The organism is Sphingomonas fucosidasi (assembly GCF_036663855.1).
Taxonomy (GTDB): domain Bacteria; phylum Pseudomonadota; class Alphaproteobacteria; order Sphingomonadales; family Sphingomonadaceae; genus Sphingomonas; species Sphingomonas faeni_B.
Window position 1 is genome coordinate 62,074 of sequence record NZ_JAXOJR010000003.1, and the last position, 16,307, is coordinate 78,380.

Below are 16,307 nucleotides of genomic sequence, written 5' to 3' on the forward strand. Positions count from 1 at the left end.
CGACGGAACTGGGTGGTCTGATGGTAAAGTTCTCAGATATCGAGGATGATCTCGAGCACAGTGCAATTCGCACGATCTTGGCGGACCTCAACGAAGAGGCAGCAATCTGAATGACAGTTTTACACCGTAGGCAGCGTCACGAACATAGCAGCCCCGATTATGCCAACTTGGATAGGAATTAATTTAATGGGATCCGACGCCTTGAATATATTCCCGGGCAAATATATTTGATGGGCCTCCAAACATATCGAGATTCTGATGAACGATGAAATCAACCCCGTTGAACTGGCTGCTGAGCTGACTGCTGCATGGCTGACAAATCCAAATACCCGCACGAACGCGGACGATGTTCCAGCGTTTCTGATCTCGATGCACGCAGCCGTTTTGCAACTTTCTGAGGGATCGACGCCGGCTGATGCGGAAGAGCCCGCGCAGACCTACGAACCTGCGGTCACCGCGCGTAAATCACTGGCGTCGCCCGATCACATTATTTCGATGATTGACGGCAAGCCATACAAGACGCTGCGCCGCCATCTTACAACCCACGGCATGACCCCTGAGGAATACCGTGCGCGCTATAACCTCAAGGCGGACTATCCCATGGTCGCCCCTTCGTACTCCGAAGCGCGTCGGACTATGGCGAAGTCGATCGGTCTCGGCCGCAAGCCGGGGCAGACCATCGTAAAGACCGATGGCGAAGCCCCAAAGGTGGCGCGCAAGCCGCGTGCTGCCAAATTCGCTGAGCCTGCTTAAAACGGCCGGGGGGAGGCCAAGCCTCCTCCTGATCGTACTAGAAGCGTTCGACGCCAATTTCGAGCGCCGCAGATGTCCTAAGTTTCGGACGTCTCGAAAGTCGCCAATGCAACGAGCTTCATTTCAGAGAATTGGCCACTTTCGCGACTGACATAGACGACGTTAATCGACGCATCCTTGGTCGAGACGCAGCCCATCTGGACGGGAGGAGGTCGGTCGCATTGGCAAGAGCGTTGAGCAGTTTATCGCTCTCCTTCTGCGTCAATGCCACATTGTGACGTTTGATCAACGCCCGTACTAAGCCATGCCGAAAACGCCATTTTAGATTGACGGCGAATTTGCCGTTCGGCGCGCAAGACAGTTCATTCGTAAGTATCTGATCTGTCTTGACCGAAGACCATCTACCAGGTCCATCCGTCGGGGGAGGCGGGGGCCGTTGCGAAGCCAGCGCAAGGGCGAGGAGAATAAACATGGGCTTCTCCGTCAGGGTTAGATGCCGGTCTCTTGAGACGGTGACCTGCTCCCCAGAATTCATGCCATTGGTAAGTTAGCTCGTCAGATGGAGACGAGTGATGCGGCGAGGCCGATTTACCGAGGATCAGATCATTGGCGTGCTGCGCGAGCATGAGGCCGGCGTGAAGACCGCCGAGCTGTGCCGGAAGCATGGAATCAGTGACGCGACGTTCTACAACTGGAAGGCGAAGTACGGCGGGATGACCGTGTCGGAGGCGGCGCGGTTGCGGGCGCTCGAGGACGAGAACCGCCGGCTGAAGAAGCTGCTGGCGGAGTCGATGCTCGACGTGTCGGCGCTGAAGGATCTGCTGGGAAAAAACTGACCCGGTCTGGAGATCGCTACGCTGCGGTGGAGAAGCTGATGGCCGACCACAGCTTCTCCGAGCGTCGCGCCTGCAGGCTGATCGGGGTCAACCGGTCGGCGTGGCAATATGAGCCGCTTCGCGGGAAGGACGATGCTGTCCGCGAGCGGATGCGCGAGATCGCGAACGAACGTCGTCGCTTCGGCTATCGACGGCTGGCGATCCTGCTCAAGCGGGAGGGCAAGGGCATGAACCTGAAGAAGGTGTATCGGCTGTATCGCGAGGAGCGACTGACGGTGCGCAAACGTGGCGGTCGCAAGCGCGCGCTGGGCACGCGGGCGCCGATGGCGATCCCGCAAGAACCCAACCAGCGCTGGTCGCTCGACTTCGTATCGGACTCGTTGGCCTGCGGCCGGCGGTTCCGCATGCTCAACGTCATCGACGACTACAGCCGGGAATGCCTGGGATGCATCGTCGACACCTCGCTGTCGGGTCGGCGGGTCGTTCGCGAGCTGAGCGCCATCGCCGAGCGTCGCGGGCTGCCGTGCATGGTGGTCAGCGACAACGGCACCGAGCTGACCAGTCATGCCGTCCTCGCCTGGTGTCAGGACACCGGGGTCGAGTGGCACTACATCGCCCCGGGGAAGCCGCAGCAGAATGGCTTTGTGGAATCGTTCAATGGTCGCTTGCGCGACGAGTGTCTGAACGAACACCTGTTCCCCTCGCTGGCTGCGGCGAGACGGATCATCGAGGCATGGCGGACGGACTACAACACCGTGCGTCCGCACAGCAGTCTTGGCGGGATGGCTCCCGCCGAGTTTACGAACCGCCCCCGCCAGGGGCATATGGAAACCGAAGCTAAGTTATCAGCGGCCTGAAAACGGGGAGCAGGTCAACGGCAGTATGCGTCACCCAAATTGAAGAACAAATGCCCGCTATTTTGGGGAGGTCCGTGTCGTCGCAGATTTACCAGCGCTGCCGTCATGATCCAAAAATCCTGACTTCCGAACGTCTCGTATGTCGCCACTTTTGCAAAAACCAACTGGCATTTTGAGCCCAACGACGAGTCATATTTCGGGGTGAAATCGCCTCGGACGGATCGCCCTGATTACCTCAGATATCAGGCTGGGTGGCCAGAAAAGTTGATGCCATATCGATTGCATGCCACGAACCCAGCATTGGGATTGCGGTGCATAGGTGCTCGATGTTCAAATGTGCCATCGGGCAGATTGTACGGCTCGCCTTGGTGGTTTTGTTGATGGTAGCCGCCGTCAGCTGCTCTGCCTTCGCCTCACCTCCGATAAACACCTGCTTTGCCGTTCGGCCTGCTGCTGCAGCCGACCAACCGCCTTCCTTGATTGATTGCGCAGGGCTCCCGTTTGGATACGAGCAGGCAACATTGTGGCTGCGTTTACCAATGCGAAGCCTGCACACCCACACTGCAGTCCTAGTTCATACGACCCGTTTCGACCGCCTGAAGGTGATCTTTGCGTTCGCCGATGGGGCAAGTGAAACCCAGGGGGTGAGCCAGGGAGCGTTCGGGGATCATTGGCGGATTGGTGGCCAGATCGCATTTCAGGCGCGTCGGCGGACGGTGCCATTGACTGCCATCTGGTTCAAGATCGACCGTCTCCAGAGCTACGGATTGCTACGGGTTCGCCTTGTTCCAGCTGATATGGTGTCTCGCCAGTTCGAACTGTGTGCTGCCCTGATTGGCGCCGCAGTAGCCCTGCTGGCGGTTACCGCCCTCTATAATTTCACCTTGGCGGCTGCAGTTCGCCGACGCCTTTTCCTATGGCATGGACTGTGGGCGGCCATGATGGTGTGTTGGGGGCTGGTCTGGTCGCAGGTTTCGCTATTCCTTTTCCCGCAAATCGCCGGCACATCAACCAGCCAGCTCAGTACCGTCCTTGCCTGCCTAGCGATCCTGTTCGCGAGCCTCAGTGCGATCAGCGTCTTGAAGGTCGTGTTGCCACACCAGATACGGCTTGCGATCCTCGGTGCTGCGATCGCTGTCGTCTTTCTTGGTGGGTGGTCAGCTGTACCCGGGGCCGATCTGACGATGATCGGTACCGGCCTTGCGATCCTAACTTTATCGATCCTCGCAACGATTGGATCGGGGCTCGTCGTTGGCTACCGGCGGGGCGAACCAGACGCACGCGATCTCCTCGGCGCGTGGATTGTCCCTATGCTGATGCTGGCCGCAACGCAGGTTTATGACTTCAGTACAGGCCTCTTTGGTGGCGGCGCCCAGATCGCAGTGCTGTTCGCCTCTGCTTTCCAGGCGATCTGTCTTTCTGCTCTGGCAACGCGTCGTCTGGGAGTGTTACGGATCGAACGGGATACTGCGATCGCGGCGGGAATCGCGCTCGCGGAAGTGGCCGAGCGTGACGCCCTGACCGGCCTCCTCAACAGACGGGGTTTCGTGCGTCGATCCGAACAGGCGTTCGGCGACATGCACGAGACGCCATTCGGTTTGCTGCTGATCGACGTCGACCGGTTCAAGCGCATTAACGATCAATTCGGCCATGAGGTTGGCGACGCCGTGCTGGTCAGATTGAGCATGCGCCTGCGAGCACTGGAAGATAGCCACGCCTGTTTGGCAGGGCGGCTTGGCGGAGAGGAATTTCTGGTCGGTATCAGCGGTGTTCCTGCGCATGCCCTGCAGGGGTTCGCTGATGACGTCCGCAAGGAGCTGGCCACTAGCGATGACGATATCTACCCTGCAGTGACAGTGAGCATTGGCGTCGCTCATAGCACCGCCAGTGGACCGTTCGCTGCGCTGTATAGCAAGGCCGACCGTGCGCTGTACGAGGCCAAAGCAGGCGGACGGAATCGCGTCGTGTTTGAGGGGGAAGCCGCGTAGGCGCTGCGATGTTTAGCGTTCAAGTTTGGCGATAGTCGGCCCTACGCAACACTGCTCAGCCCGGTCTTCGATCATGCCACGCGCGTTCCGGAACTTCGTGCGTGCCGGCAGTGCCCTTGCTGCGAGCTGGATCGGTGCCGTGACATTGATCGTTCTGATGCAGTCGACCACCTGGGCAGGGGCACTTGGCCATGGGCGTGCATTACGGGCTGGGATATGCGGCGATCTACGCCGCGCCCGTTTGGCCTCTCATGATCATACGCGCTTGTGGTCGGACTTCTCACGGCGCCCCCCGCGGCAACGTATTATACGATCTACAACCGGACCGTGCAGCGAACAAAACCCAAGGCTGGTGTAGCTGTTGGTGGCTATGCGACCATGACGGCAGCGGGCAAGTTCGTCAGCGCTCCGCCAGCTTCTTACCTACGCCGTCGTGGATCGCTGCGGCCTCATAGGGAATGAGGTCGGCCATGTCTTCGGCCTCGTACAGGGGACGGATCTCGATCTCGCTCGGCCCGAACATCGGATTGGGACAGCGCTTCACCCACTCGACCGCCTCGTCCATGTCCCTGACCTCCCAGAGCCAATAGCCGGCTATCAGTTCGCGCGTTTCGGCGAAGGGTCCGTCGATCACTGTGCGGCCCGGACCGTCGAAGGCGATGCGCTTTCCCTGTGCCGAGGGCTTGAGTCCATCACCGGCTATCAGGATGCCGGTATTGACCAGGTCCTCGTTGAAGTTGCCCATGTCCACGAACAACTGGCTGAGCTCGGGCGACGGCTTCATACCCTCTTCACTGTCCTCGGTCGCTTTTACGAAAACCATCACGCGCATCATCGTTCTCCTTACGAGGTCGCCACTCTCTTGGCTGCTACACGACGAACGATACCTTCGGCATTCGAGATCCTAGCAGTAAAACCTTTCTCCAAGAGACGATCAGCCACGAGGAAGAGGTCGCTTCGAGCACCGAACGTGGATCGATGATGCCTTGTGGTAAATGTTCTGATTTGCGTGACGAGCGCATTCCTTTCAACGCCGGCATCATCGCGAAAGTCGGGTACATAACGATCCTGTTCCGATGCACATTCGCAACATCCCGATTGGCTAAATCAGTACCCGCTCCACCTCGTCCAGCGTCACGTCGTCAGGACGACGATCGTAAAGCTGGGTGGTGCGGGTAGACGCATGGTTCGCCATCGTCGCGGCCCGCTCCAAGGCGCCCCCGTTCTTTAGGTAGGCGGTGATCCCGGTTGCCCGGAACGAGTGGTTGCCGATCGCCGTTTCGATGTCGGCCGCAACGGCGCGACGACGCACCATCTGGAAGGCATTGGCCTGGGGCAGGGGGGTGTCGCTTAGTCGCCTCGTCCCGCGTGCGATCGTGCGAAACAACGGCCCCTTGCGGTCTTCGCGAAGCGCACAGCCGTCGAGGTAGGCGGACAGATACTCTTCCAGATTATGGTGGCATGGCATCTCGTGTCGCTTGCCGCCCTTTTCGTGAAGCCGCACCCAGAGGCGCCGGTTCTGCACGAACACGTCCTCCACCCGCATCTCCAACGCCGCACCGATCCGCGCGAACGAATAGACCATTAACCCGATCAGCGCCCGGTCGCGCAAACCTGCCGGCGTCGTCACGTCGATCGCGTCCAGCAATCTCCGCGCTTCTTCGGGAGCCAGCACCGGTGTCTTGCCGCGCCGGACGCTGTGCGTCGGCCCACGCACCGAGGCGGCCGGGTTCGTCGGTATGACCTGGCCGGTTACCAGCCAGTCGAACAGATGACGCACACCAGCAAGCCGCTGTTTGACAGTCGGCACACTCACCACGTGACCGAGCTGTTCGACCCATGCCGCAACATGCAGCGGCTGCACGCCAACGATCGAGGCAACGCCGCGAGCCTCGCACCACGCCAAAAACTCGCTCGCCGCACGCGCATAGGCGCGGCGGGTATGCGCATTGCGGATCGTGACCGCGAAGAACTCGAGAAAGCGTAGCTGTGCGCGATCGCCAGCAGAGGCGACTAAGGCTGGCAACATGAATGCCGGCGAGGGCAGAGGGGAAAGGGCGTTCAGCATAACGGTACGCCCCGAATTGTCGCGTCACCGACAATGATCTTTGCGACACCGGCCCCAACGATGGTGTTCACGCGACCAAGTGCGGTTTCGATTGTGTCACCGGGGAAGGTGATCTCAACGACGTGCGAGTTGGGTATAGGCAGGCCATCGGCATCGATGACGATCGGCTGCGGGACGAGCTGGACGCGGTAGATCATCGGCGGATGCTAGCGCAGCTGCTACATCCGATAAAGGACATTATCATACGTATAGTGGCTTGAGTTCTGGAACCTTTGGCTAAAAATGGCACTCGATTCCGGCCCTGTTATGAGGACCAGAACGCGCGGATCTCCATCTTGCCAATGACCTCGCCTGATCCGTTTTCGCAGACTGCTCAGAACATTAGACACAAACCGCTTGCCGACGGGGCGAGCCATACGTTTTGGTTCATCTAGGGCGCTGCCTGCTTGGCTCCGTTCGCACAAGCCATTCCGGGGCAATGTCCTCCGAGGGATCTCCCAGCGCATCGTATAGCTGGTCGATGATATAGGCGGTCGCCCCGTCGCCATGTTTCGGCGAGCATCGCACCCGCCTGTATCGAGACCTCGCGGTGGTCCATCGGGCCGGCACACGCCATCAGATGTCCAGGTTACGCCGTTCGATCTCGGCGAGCAGGGCATTGGCCTCGGCAGTCTTTGGCGAACCGTCCGTCTGCCGATATGCTTCAAGCAGGCTCCGATCGTCGAAGAACTCGATGACGTCGCGATGCAGAGGCTCTTTGCTCATGGCGCGAGACTATGCGTGGACAAGCGCTTCGGGCAACATATCTGCACAAGGGACCGGAACGACGTACGCCTGATGCTCATGCGCCGTTCCTAACCGCTGTCGAATCCCAAATGATTATAGGCGGCTTCGTCGGCACTTACCGAAACCTTCGAATAAACCTACCGCAGTCCGAGCGGAGGTCGATACAAGGAGACATGGGCGAACTCACCACCTCCCGACCATTAACGACCCTTGCTGAGAAATTCGACACGCTCAGCGTGCTCCGCGAGTTCGTCAAGCTTGCCCGCAGATGCCAACAACGAAGCCTTCTTGTTGGCCAGGCGCTCCTCTTCCGCAGCTGCGCGGTCAACGGCCGCACGCCTGCGTAAATCCTGACTCACCGTGCTCATACTTGAAGGCTACCTGTTCAGATTATCTCGCAAGGCTATTTAGTGCCAACGGATGAACCGACCACCCCGGAATGGCGCTATTCACACAAGTTCACGCTTTCTGATCATTATGTACTGCCCAGCATCCAGTACGACGACCGACGACTGTTCGAGCTGCTCGGGTCGCGGTGCTGATGGTACAAACCGCAAGGGTACGCATATCCTATACTCTGCCATCTTGCGGTACAGAGATGATCTCCCGCAACGTAGCCTAATTGCAGCCTGCCTGCGTGAGTTCCCGCAGTAGGAAAGGGCTGCAATTATTGCCGCTCGCTCCGCTGCAGCAAGCGTTCCTTCAACCTGCCAATCAGGTACGAAATGATCTTCGATATCGTCCATGGGCGACGAGTGCACGATCTTGTATATATAGAACGTGAGCAATACGTTCAGCTTTCTGAAATCTGCACTTCGGGTGATATATCTCAACGTTGCAGCTACTTGGGACCGGCCAGTGTGGACGAACTCACCACCTCGATTGTCGGAATCGACTTCCCGAAACGAGGACAAGTCGAAGAGCAACAGGCGCATGGAGTGCATGCTCTGCGCCCCGGGGGACATCGTCGAGCTACGCCTCGAGCCGAGAATCCGTTCGACGAAAACGCGATTGGCATCTGGTCCGAACGCAACGTGCAACTGGGCTACGTCAGCGCCGAGCGCGTGCCTCTGATCGGTAAAGAGACGGGCGAAGACGAGGTAACTGCGGTCTTCCAGGCGATGCACGGGAGCGGGACCTATATCAGGATCTGGTTCGGAGGCGGGTTACCTACCCTGCCCGACCCGGTCCCTGATGTTCCGCGACGTGAGCCACCTCGAATGATGAGGCCGGCGCAGCGACCGGTGTACGATCCCACGCGTTCTATCCTGACGAAGAAGGTCCCGAACTCGGAGCCTAATCAGTCCAGCTTCGTGGAAAAACCTGCAGACCTAGTGCACGAAGGGAAGGAGAAGCAGCGTCCATAGGGCCAGACTGACCGGCAACGCCATTACGACTCCCCAGTTTAGCTTCGCCCGATCCATCCGAGATGCGGCATGCGTTTGCGTTACCATCAGGTCTCTCCTTCTGGCCGGGCTTTGCTCCGGTCCCGTCATTAACTGTGCTAAAACGAGACATAACCCGCTTTTTTGATCATTATCAATGGGCGGGTCACAGTCTTTTAAAACCGTAATGACGGATTGATGGAACCACTTCAGACGTGTCGATCCTCGGGGCATCCCGACCGTTGATCTGGTCGCGAGCAGCATCGCTCCGTTTCTCCCCGTTAACGCGTTCTATCCTGATGAGGAAGAGCCGGAGTTCGGGGCTGAGCGTCGCGCAGCTCGTCTTCGAGACGGTCACGCTTGCCCCTAACCGGGCGGCAACGCTATCGTTTGAAATGGGCGTTAATTGAACACAGACACCCCCGCAGGTTTTCGCCTGCGGGGGTTAGGCATCAATATCTATCTACGCGCTGCGAGTCTCTTAGCCTCAGCGGCGCGGTGCGCCGCGGTTTTGCGCCACTCCGACTTATCGTCGGCCCGATTCTTCGCGGCCCGTACCTTGGATTCTGCGATACGCGCTTCCCGAGCGCGCCACTGGGCTTTATCTTCGGCACGTTGTGCAGCTGCCCTCTTACTGTTCGCGGCAAGCTTGGCCTGACGCTTCTGCCACTCTGCACTACGCTCTGCCCTCTCGCGTGCAACGTCGCGATTATGTCCAGCAGCAGCCTGCGGAGGGAACGCGGATGCGATCCCCGTCGTTCCAATCGCAAACACAAGTGCGATTATTGTACTGGATTTAAGCATAACGTCATTTCTCCAATGGCCGACCTATTGTCAGGGGAGGTCGGTGAACGGTTGCTGACACTTCGAGCTTTTTCGCTTCCGTTACGCTAGCCCTTGGGCAGTCGGTGATGCACTCGTTTGAAATTGGGAGTCCGGTGACGGTCTAGAGCGCTCGCGTCACTGCGGACTGGCACCGATGATCGTGTCCTTTCGCTTTAGGACGCAAATTAAAATGCAGCGATGACGCCGAGGCCGATGAGGACCCAGAGACTGCCACTAACGGTAAAAGCAACGACGAGTCCAAGGAATGGGTGTGATCCGTCCGCGGTCCTGTCGAAGTCCGAAGTTTGCAAAGCCATTTCAGTCTCTCCATGCGGCCGTTTGTAGCCGTCGTGTGCCAGTATGAGACAACTTATTCTAAGGATCAATAGGATATGATCGCCCGGTTCGTCAGGCGAATGGCGCCCGTTCCAGAGGCAACGGTGGTAAGGCTCGCCGCGCCACAAGTCCTGGTCCGCGCCCGTAAAACGAGAGCGAAATCGACCGTCGCTAAAGCGTGACGGCCTCGCTCAACGGCATCGTCCGCCAGCTGCGCCGATTGGGCGTCTATTCGGACGTCAGTGGGTAGGCCACATGAGTGCGGTGATTAAAGACGGCTCTCTGGAAAATATTGCAGTACAATCCATGGCAGCGCAGCCAAGAAAAAGACGACTAGTAGAAATACTATACGGTCTGCCTTGTTCACGGCTGCGGTACTCCAGTATGGATATTATTAAGCCGCTGCCTCGATGATATCATCATCGTCAGCTGCACCCGGCGCCAGTTTTCGACCACCACCCGATCCCTACGCATCGCTTGACGTTCCTCGACATTGAAGTACCCACGTAGGTGTAGGTAGTCCAAACGCACCTTACTCGAAAACCACGCACTCACCCTAGCATGGGCATGTTCGAAAATATCGAGCGACAATCCTCGCGAACGACAAAGCTGGCAAAGTGATGAGCTGCCGCCTTCTGAGCGGTCCATCGACTATGAGAGTCTGGTTCAAGGAAGGGACGACGAATGCCTGCGAAAAAGCACAAGCCGGAAGAGATCATCGGGAAGCTGCGTAAAGTTGAAATCGTCCTGGGCCAAGGCGAGACGACGACGGCCGAGGCGTGTCGGCGGATCGCGGTCAGCGAGCAAACCCTACTACCGCTGGCGCAAGGAATATGGTGGTCTGAAGACGGATCAAGCTCGCCGGATGAAGGACCTGGAGAAGGAGAACCTGCGGCTGCGGCGTGCGGTCTCCGACCTGACACTGGACAAGCTGATCCTGCAGGAGGCGGCACGGGGAAACTTCTAAGCCCCGCGCGGCGCCGACGCTGCATTAACCACGTGAAAGGGGTGCTGGATGTATCCAAGCGGCGGGTGTGTCGCGTGCCCGGGCAGCATTGGTCGACGCAGCGCAAGGTGCGGTGTGGGGCATCTGCGCCAGGCCATGATGCGCTGATCGATACGCTGCGCGGACAGATCGCTCGGCTGCGGCGGGTGCAGTGTAAGCGGTGTTTCGTGGGCATCTTGTTGAGGGCTGCGTAAGCGTGGACGGATCGGTCTTTCTGAAAGCAGGAAAGCCTACAGCCATGACGGTGTCATATGACGATTCTGGCACCAAGCCGGACCGGTTCGAGGTATTTACGGGAACGGGCCGACATCGTGAGTAGGCAGACTTACCCGGGCTCAGATTTTGGCGGACAGCTACGCGAGGCTGGAAAGAATTCAGCACGATTGGCGAAACGTCACGGACTATGCCCATCGCAACTATTCGGCGGGAGGCGCGCAAACCCATAGAGGCGGCAGCGCCGGTATTCGGGCGCGCGGGGATAAGCAGAACCAGCCCTTCTTGAATCGCAAGCGATATTCGTGCACATAACAGACAAGGAGTGCACTCATGCTTGGCGCGTTTCTTGATGACATCCGCGATCATGATATGATCGCGCCGCGCCGCATGGCGGAGCGGCTACGCTTACCGATGGCGCGACTGGCACGGCTCGCGCACGTCAATCGCAACACGATGGCCGCAAAACCCGAAAGCCCGGCGGTCCAGGCAAAGCTCGGCGAGATCGCCCGGATCATCGCGCGCGCAGCCGAATTGTCAGGTGACGAGGGTAAGGCGATCATTTGGTTCCGCCATCAGCCGATCGCGGGCTTCGGCAAGACCGCCGAAGAACTGGTCGAAGCAGGCCACGCCGACGCGGTGCTCTGGATGCTCGATACGATGGAGCAGGGGGTTTATGCCTAATCCGATCCCGTCGGCGCTGGCACGCTAATCGGGCAACGCCGTGGAGATCGCATTACTCCCGCTCGTCGGCCGATATTGGCGCATGCTCGGCGTTCGCTGGCAAACACAGCCCTTCGACAGCGGCTCACACCTGACCGGCGGTCGCTGGAATCCGCCCGGCACCCGGGCACTTTATCTCTCCGCCGATTACAACACCGCCATCCGGGAGATGCATCAGGATCTGGTGCGGCCCGGCACGCTCGTTGCCTATGATCTACGCGCCGACGCGATCGTCGATTTCCGCAAGGGCGATCCAGCGGTCTTGACCTGCGAATGGCGGCGGATCTTCAAACTTGAAAAGGGCATCCCGCCAAGCTGGACGCTTACGGACCAGGCACAGGAGGCCGGCGCCGATGGGGCGCTTGTGCCATCGATCCAGCATCCGGGCGGCACCAATCTCGTTCTGTGGCGCTGGCATGATGCGCAGGTTGCAGGAAAGGGCGCGAACCTAACCTTGCTCGATCCCGAGGCGGTGCTGACGGGGTCATGAAAACATGTCGACATGTCGGATGGTGTGAAAGTCGAATATTCTACAAGAACCTTTGCCCCGCATGGTCCTTGAACAGCTCGGCGTTGCGCACGTAATCCGACAGTACCTGTATTGATTTATGGCGGCTAACCTCTTGTAATTTGAATATTGTTGCGCCTTGAGCCGCGCCCTCAGTCAGGAATCCCGCGCGCAACGAGTGCCCGGCAAATTGGGTAGGATCATAGCCTGCCGCGGCCGCATGATATTGCACCAAGCGTGCGATCGCACGGTCCGACATCGGTGACGGCGTCACAGCATCAAGCCGCGACAAGCGACGAAACAACGGACCGTCGCCATGCCCGGCAGCCGCCATCCAGGCGAGCAGCAGCGCCTTGGGCCTGATCCGCGCACCTTCGGGGATAGCGATCACGCTACCCTGACGCGCCTGATCGGTTTTCGAATGCGCGATTGTCAGTCGCAGTCCCTCCGGCACGACGGCAACATGATCAACGTGGAGCGCGACGATCTCGGACCGTCGCAGCGCAGCCGCCATGCCGATCGCCAGGATCGCGCGGTCGCGCACGGCGCGCAGGCCGTCTCCCTCAATCGCCGCCAACATGTTGCGCAGCGCGCTCGCATCTGCGGGTTGCTTCTGCCGCTTGGCGCCGCCATGTTCGGCGCGGATGCCGGCTAGTACCTCGGCAAGCCGTCCCGCAGTCGGCAGCGCGGTCGGTGCGGGATAACCGCCTGCGCGGTGATGGTGACCGATTGCAGCAACGCGCCGGTTGATTGTTGATGGGTTTAACCCCGCGGTCGCCTGATCGCTCGCGAACACGGCAACAACATCGGGGGTGGCTGGTAAGGACGCTAAACCGTGCGCCGCGCACCAGGCCGTGAAGATAGCCCAGTCGGAATCATACGCACGGCGTGTCGAGCTTGCGCGAGCAGATTTTGCATACGCTGCAGCGCGCTCGATCTTTTCATTGAGGATGGCAGGCAGCACCGGATGAACCGCGACGAGACCGGTTTGAGGGACGCGATCACCAGGATCCGTCGCATGCGCGGTAGGGGGCAGTAAAGTGGCCATATATAAGGTGTGCCACGCCTCATTCAGAACCGCCACACATATGTCCGAGAATGACACTTATCGGACACAAGGGTGGCGTTCTCGTCGGTACGCGATCCGCAACCTGTATTGCGAGTACCGTGAACCCCGGAAAGAACATGTGGGAGCGATGATGAAAGGTCGGAATAATGAGATCGGTCGTCAATTTTGCGCCGCTCACGTCTCGTCGAGCTCACCACGGTCGGCACGAAGAGCAAGCGCATTCTCGCGTGCAGTTTTCCGCGGTGACGCGGACGCTGCAAAGCACTAGACTCTTTTACAATGGATCACCGCGGCGATCCTTCCGAAACGGATATGTGCAGATGACGAACAGCCAACGCATTGCCGCGATCGCAACGGGAGCCGGCGTGCTCTGCCTCGCTACTGCGGCTATAGCGCAGACACGAACCGCGCGCGACACCGCGACGGCTTACGGTGCGCGGCTCGATGCCAAGGGGGAGCCCGCGGGGCTTAACCAGAATCGAAACAACAACCGGATCAATAGCCGGCTCGAGACCCGACTCCGGCTTCGTATCGAGCGCTACCAGCCTGACAGCATGGCCGATCCAACTGCAGCCTTTGCGACGCAGGTCACCGACAATGCGCGCATAGGCACAGCCTCGACGCTGCCGCAGTCGTCGCAGCCGGAAGACCGATCCTCCGCGCAAGCGTCGTCACCTTTCTTATCGCCGACAGAAATACAGCCAGACGATGATGCCGCAGGGCCGTACTAAACCTATGGGATCCCGTTAAGGTCACGCGGTAGTTCCATCGGACTGCGAGATGATTTAGGGGCGCGCATGGCTACTTCACGTCATCCGCTTGCGCGCTTTCGCCCGAGCCCCTCATTCGTGCTGCTGGCAGCACTCCTTTTCGTCCTCTGGGTCGCGGGGGGTGCGTCGCGTGAGAATGTTTCGGGGCAGATCATTTCTCGCGCGGCAGCTTGGGCCTCGATCATACTCGCGGTACTCTTCACGAGGCGTCCACGTATCGAGGAAGCCCGTGGGACCGCGCTGCTTCTCCTTGCTGCAGTCATTTTATGCGTAGTGCAACTGGTGCCGCTGCCGCCCGATTTATGGCGCGCGTTGCCTGGGCGCGCGCCTTTCACTGATCCAATCATCTCGCCGCCTGACCTCTGGCGGCCTTTGTCACTCGTCCCCGGCGCGACCCTCAACGCGCTCTTCTCGCTCGTGGTGCCATTCGCCGTACTTCTGCTCGCAACAGGGATTCATGAAGATCAAAAGCGGTGGCTTCCAGCCACGCTTCTTGCGGTGATCGCCTCGTCACTTGTCATCGGGCTAATCCAGGTTACAGGGACGCGGATTGCCAACCCATTGGTCAACGGCACGCCAGGCGCGATCGACGGACTGATCGCAAATCGCAATCATTACGCATTGATCCTTTCTTTCGGCCTTCTGATCGCCCCTGTTTGGGCGTTCGGCTACAGTGGGCGTTCAAAGAACCGCGCGCCGATCGCCCTCGGTTTCGTCGTATTGCTTGTCCTCACGATACTAGCGACGGGGTCACGCGCAGGGCTAGTACTTGGCGGATTGGCACTCGCGTTAGGACTGGGATTTTCGCGGCGCGGCTTAAAGACCGCATTCCAACGCTATCCACGATGGGTTCTTCCAACAGTTAGCGTCGGCCTCGCCGCGATGCTCGCGATCTTTGTGGTTGCGAGCATCGCGGCGGACCGCGCGGTATCGATCGATCGTCTTGTCGACCAAGATGCCGGACAGGATATGCGTGGTCGCGGCCTGCCTATCGTGCTTGCGATGATCCGCACCTATTTTCCGTTTGGAACAGGGATGGGAAGTTTCGATCCCATCTTCCGGATGCACGAGCCGTTCACCCTTCTGAAGCCGACCTATTTCAATCACGCACACAATGACTTCCTGGAGATCGTACTCAACGCGGGGCTGCCAGGGCTCATCCTCCTCCTCGTGGCTATCGGCTGGTGGGGATGGAAGAGCTTGGCAGCGTGGCGCGGAGACGCAGCATATGTGCTGCCTCGGCTTGGCTCAGCAATGCTACTGCTGATCCTGATTGCCAGCGTTACCGATTATCCCGCACGCACGCCTATAATAATGGCAATGGCGACCATCGCTGCAATCTGGCTGGAAGGGGCGGTCCCCGCCACGAACGGCAAAGGGTCTTTACCCCTGACGGAGCGGCATCTATGACCAATATGGTTATCCTGTCTTGTAAAGTGTCCTCCACGCGTATGCGAACGATCCGTTTTGCCCTTATGGGGTTACTTGCCGTTTCAGGCATAGCCCTGTCGGGCTGCGCGCACCAACCGCCGCTTGTGTCGAACGATCGCCTCACCGTCGTACCGGACAGTACGGTCCTACCTGCCCCTGGCCGCAAGGATTTGACCGCGGGAGATAGGCCATCCTTGATCGGGCCTCTCGACACGATTCAGGTCGATGTTTTTAATATTCGCGATCTCAGCCGCGAGGTCCAAGTCGATGCGGGCGGACGCATTGCCATGCCGCTGATTGGCACGATCGACGCGAGCGGCAGAACTGCCCAGGAACTTGCGCAGTCGATCGAGACTGCACTGCGTGGCCACTACGTTCGCAACCCCGACGTTACAGTGAACATCCGGAGTTCGGTAAGCCAGGTAGTGACAATGGAAGGGCAAGTTATAGAGCCCGGCCTTTACCCGGTAACGAACCAGATGACGCTCCTACGTGCGATCGCATCCGCCAAGGGCCTGTCTGAATTTGCGAAGCAGAACGAAGTCGTAATCTTACGCACCGTAGATGGGCGTCACATGGCAGGGCTTTATGACATCGACGCCATACGCCGGGGCGCTTACGACGACCCTGCAATTTACGCTAATGACGTCGTTGTTGTCGGTGATTCACCCGCACGACGTCGGTTCCGCGATATAGTCTCAGTCGCGCCGCTTCTTGCCGCGCCACTGATTGCTGTCCTGCAGTAAAGTTCGG

The 16,307-nt window shown here is 59.2% G+C and carries 15 protein-coding genes and 1 pseudogene; 10 read left to right on the plus strand and 6 right to left on the minus strand.

Annotation, left to right across the window (positions count from 1 at the left end; all coding sequences use genetic code 11):
• The first annotated feature begins 258 nt into the window (after nt 1-258).
• The 3 genes from U1737_RS06805 (at nt 259) to U1737_RS06815 (ending at nt 4,434) form a co-directional block, all read left to right on the plus strand.
• The gene (locus tag U1737_RS06805; protein WP_332796106.1) at nt 259-753 is read left to right on the plus strand and encodes a Ros/MucR family transcriptional regulator; all 495 of its coding nucleotides are present in this window, start codon (nt 259-261) and stop codon (nt 751-753) included.
• A 572-nt stretch (nt 754-1,325) separates the two neighbouring features.
• Nucleotides 1,326-2,446 (plus strand): IS3 family transposase gene (locus tag U1737_RS06810; RefSeq protein WP_332796107.1). Its coding sequence is split into 2 segments (ribosomal slippage): nt 1,326-1,575 and nt 1,575-2,446, totalling 1,122 coding nucleotides; the frame shifts between segments, so codons are not numbered across the junction.
• Between the two features lie 326 nt (nt 2,447-2,772).
• Nucleotides 2,773-4,434, plus strand: coding sequence for a GGDEF domain-containing protein (locus tag U1737_RS06815; protein ID WP_332796108.1), 1,662 nt, complete (start codon nt 2,773-2,775; stop codon nt 4,432-4,434).
• A 400-nt stretch (nt 4,435-4,834) separates the two neighbouring features.
• On the opposite strand, the gene U1737_RS06820 is transcribed toward U1737_RS06815, so the two are convergent.
• The 4 genes from U1737_RS06820 to U1737_RS06835 form a co-directional block, all read right to left on the minus strand.
• Nucleotides 4,835-5,266, minus strand: a complete 432-nt coding sequence (locus tag U1737_RS06820) for a YciI family protein (RefSeq protein WP_332796394.1) — start codon at nt 5,264-5,266, stop codon at nt 4,835-4,837.
• Nucleotides 5,267-5,536: 270 nt separating this feature from the next.
• Nucleotides 5,537-6,499 carry a tyrosine-type recombinase/integrase gene (locus U1737_RS06825; RefSeq protein ID WP_332796395.1) on the minus strand — a complete coding sequence of 321 codons (963 nt, stop codon included), beginning with the start codon at nt 6,497-6,499 and terminating at the stop codon, nt 5,537-5,539.
• Nucleotides 6,496-6,699 (minus strand): hypothetical protein, encoded by a 204-nt coding sequence (locus U1737_RS06830; protein WP_332796109.1) that lies wholly within the window; start codon nt 6,697-6,699, stop codon nt 6,496-6,498. Before U1737_RS06830 ends, U1737_RS06825 begins: the two co-directional genes overlap by 4 nt.
• Before the next feature lie 418 nt (nt 6,700-7,117).
• The gene (locus U1737_RS06835) at nt 7,118-7,267 is read right to left on the minus strand and encodes a hypothetical protein (protein WP_332796110.1); all 150 of its coding nucleotides are present in this window, start codon (nt 7,265-7,267) and stop codon (nt 7,118-7,120) included.
• A gap of 194 nt (nt 7,268-7,461) precedes the next feature.
• On the opposite strand from U1737_RS06835, the gene U1737_RS06840 reads away from it, so the two are divergent.
• Nucleotides 7,462-7,635, plus strand: coding sequence for a hypothetical protein (locus tag U1737_RS06840; RefSeq protein WP_332796111.1), 174 nt, complete (start codon nt 7,462-7,464; stop codon nt 7,633-7,635).
• 102 nt (nt 7,636-7,737) lie between these two features.
• Here the strand turns inward: U1737_RS06840 and U1737_RS20670 are convergent, their stop codons facing one another.
• On the minus strand, nt 7,738-8,253 hold the full coding sequence (locus tag U1737_RS20670) for a helix-turn-helix domain-containing protein (protein ID WP_443027101.1): 516 nt from the start codon (nt 8,251-8,253) through the stop codon (nt 7,738-7,740).
• A 2,265-nt stretch (nt 8,254-10,518) separates the two neighbouring features.
• Here U1737_RS20670 and U1737_RS06850 point away from each other — a divergent pair.
• The 3 genes and pseudogenes from U1737_RS06850 to U1737_RS06860 all read left to right on the plus strand — a co-directional run.
• A pseudogene (locus U1737_RS06850) lies at nt 10,519-10,923 on the plus strand (transposase); the annotation flags it as partial.
• A 463-nt stretch (nt 10,924-11,386) separates the two neighbouring features.
• Nucleotides 11,387-11,737 (plus strand): hypothetical protein, encoded by a 351-nt coding sequence (locus tag U1737_RS06855; RefSeq protein WP_332796113.1) that lies wholly within the window; start codon nt 11,387-11,389, stop codon nt 11,735-11,737.
• 40 nt (nt 11,738-11,777) lie between these two features.
• Entirely contained in the window at nt 11,778-12,266 is a 489-nt protein-coding gene (locus U1737_RS06860; RefSeq protein WP_332796114.1) for an RES family NAD+ phosphorylase, read from the plus strand.
• Between the two features lie 40 nt (nt 12,267-12,306).
• Here U1737_RS06860 and U1737_RS06865 read toward each other — a convergent pair whose 3' ends face one another.
• The gene (locus U1737_RS06865; RefSeq protein ID WP_332796115.1) at nt 12,307-13,389 is read right to left on the minus strand and encodes a site-specific integrase; all 1,083 of its coding nucleotides are present in this window, start codon (nt 13,387-13,389) and stop codon (nt 12,307-12,309) included.
• Nucleotides 13,390-13,673: 284 nt separating this feature from the next.
• On the opposite strand from U1737_RS06865, the gene U1737_RS06870 reads away from it, so the two are divergent.
• From U1737_RS06870 to U1737_RS06880, 3 genes are all read left to right on the plus strand, one after another.
• Nucleotides 13,674-14,084, plus strand: a complete 411-nt coding sequence (locus U1737_RS06870; RefSeq protein WP_332796116.1) for a hypothetical protein — start codon at nt 13,674-13,676, stop codon at nt 14,082-14,084.
• Between the two features lie 66 nt (nt 14,085-14,150).
• Nucleotides 14,151-15,533 (plus strand): O-antigen ligase family protein, encoded by a 1,383-nt coding sequence (locus tag U1737_RS06875; protein WP_332796117.1) that lies wholly within the window; start codon nt 14,151-14,153, stop codon nt 15,531-15,533.
• Nucleotides 15,530-16,300, plus strand: a complete 771-nt coding sequence (locus U1737_RS06880) for a polysaccharide biosynthesis/export family protein (RefSeq protein WP_332796118.1) — start codon at nt 15,530-15,532, stop codon at nt 16,298-16,300. Before U1737_RS06875 ends, U1737_RS06880 begins: the two co-directional genes overlap by 4 nt.
• Nucleotides 16,301-16,307 lie beyond the last annotated feature (7 nt).

Bases quoted from the DNA above. Each gene is read 5' to 3' on its own strand.
- U1737_RS06880 (WP_332796118.1), top strand. From the start codon at position 15,530: ATGACCAATATGGTTATCCTGTCTTGTAAAGTGTCCTCCACGCGTATG.
- U1737_RS06870 (WP_332796116.1), top strand. From the start codon at position 13,674: ATGACGAACAGCCAACGCATTGCCGCGATCGCAACGGGAGCCGGCGTG.
- U1737_RS06815 (WP_332796108.1), top strand. From the start codon at position 2,773: ATGTTCAAATGTGCCATCGGGCAGATTGTACGGCTCGCCTTGGTGGTT.
- U1737_RS20670 (WP_443027101.1), bottom strand. From the start codon at position 8,253: ATGTCCCCCGGGGCGCAGAGCATGCACTCCATGCGCCTGTTGCTCTTC.
- U1737_RS06855 (WP_332796113.1), top strand. From the start codon at position 11,387: ATGCTTGGCGCGTTTCTTGATGACATCCGCGATCATGATATGATCGCG.
- U1737_RS06820 (WP_332796394.1), bottom strand. From the start codon at position 5,266: ATGCGCGTGATGGTTTTCGTAAAAGCGACCGAGGACAGTGAAGAGGGT.
- U1737_RS06875 (WP_332796117.1), top strand. From the start codon at position 14,151: ATGGCTACTTCACGTCATCCGCTTGCGCGCTTTCGCCCGAGCCCCTCA.
- U1737_RS06805 (WP_332796106.1), top strand. From the start codon at position 259: ATGAACGATGAAATCAACCCCGTTGAACTGGCTGCTGAGCTGACTGCT.
- U1737_RS06840 (WP_332796111.1), top strand. From the start codon at position 7,462: ATGGGCGAACTCACCACCTCCCGACCATTAACGACCCTTGCTGAGAAA.
- U1737_RS06830 (WP_332796109.1), bottom strand. From the start codon at position 6,699: ATGATCTACCGCGTCCAGCTCGTCCCGCAGCCGATCGTCATCGATGCC.
- U1737_RS06835 (WP_332796110.1), bottom strand. From the start codon at position 7,267: ATGAGCAAAGAGCCTCTGCATCGCGACGTCATCGAGTTCTTCGACGAT.